We start from the raw sequence: 297 nt of genomic DNA, 5'->3' as shown, positions 1-297 counted from the left end.
ACTCGTGACTGTGTTAACGCCAAAGGCGAAGGCATGGTTCTGACCGGTCCTAAAGAAGCTGAGCGTATTTACCGCGCCGGTTTGGCCTCTCTGCATGCGCGTGTCAAAGTGCGTATTACAGAAGAGATCAAAAATAACGGTCGGCTTCAGGCCCAAAATGCGGTAACAAGTGTTCAGCATTTTGGAGATAGCTTTTTTGCCCAAAGGCTTGTTCACGATAGAGAACGGCAGACCTTTTGGTACGATCATCCAAAGGATGGCGCGACCAACAGTCGTGTCGATAATCGACGTCTTGTG

1 protein-coding gene is annotated in these 297 nt (G+C 49.5%); it reads left to right on the top strand.

The window, feature by feature from the left end:
* Positions 1-33: 33 nt before the first annotated feature.
* Positions 34-297, top strand: a 264-nt coding sequence (locus tag ACM615_RS23845; protein WP_431012623.1) for a hypothetical protein, incomplete at its 3' end; no start/stop codon positions are given.

The organism is Rahnella sp. PAMC25617, assembly GCF_050606005.1.
Lineage (GTDB): Bacteria > Pseudomonadota > Gammaproteobacteria > Enterobacterales > Enterobacteriaceae > Rahnella > Rahnella variigena.
The sequence above is the reverse complement of the archived record's forward strand: the minus strand, read 5'-3'. Positions and strand labels throughout refer to the sequence as shown.